General features: G+C 69.0%; 1 protein-coding gene. It reads left to right on the top strand.

What is annotated here, in order from left to right; all coding sequences use genetic code 11:
- Positions 1–377 (top strand): PstC family ABC transporter permease (locus tag FK530_RS25520; protein WP_146489541.1); only part of this gene is annotated, 377 nt, incomplete at its 5' end.
- Positions 378–519: the final 142 nt, after the last annotated feature.

Below are 519 nucleotides of genomic sequence, written 5' to 3'. Positions count from 1 at the left end.
AGACCCCCGCCCTGCACGAGGAGGCCGCGCTGGCCCTGGGTGCCACCCGCTGGGAGATGGTCCGCATCGCGGTCCTCCCATTCGGACGCTCCGGGGTGATCTCGGCATCCATGCTCGGCCTGGGCCGTGCGCTCGGGGAGACCATGGCCGTCGTCATGGTGTTGTCGGTGGGCAACTCCTTCTCCTGGGACATCCTCCAGGCCGGCAAGCACTCCACGATCGCAGCGAACATCGCGCTGCAGTTCCCGGAGTCCACCGGCATCAACACCTCTGCACTGATCGCCACGGGCCTGGCGCTCTTCGCCATCACGATGGTCGTCAACTCCATCGCCCGGTGGATCGTGTCGCGTCGCGCCGAGTTCTCGGGAGCCAACTGATGACCACCATGATTCCCGGGGAGACCCCGTCTCCCGCCACGCCCCGCACCTCGGTGGGGACCTCGCCCTTCGCCTCGGCCGACCCCGCCTGGGACCGTCGCCGAGCCGTCAAGGACAAGGTCGCCCTCGTCGCGGTGTCCCT

This window comes from Tsukamurella conjunctivitidis, assembly GCF_007858475.1.
GTDB lineage: Bacteria > Actinomycetota > Actinomycetes > Mycobacteriales > Mycobacteriaceae > Tsukamurella > Tsukamurella conjunctivitidis.
Note: the sequence above shows the minus strand (reverse complement) of the source record. Positions and strands in the feature narration are given on the sequence as shown.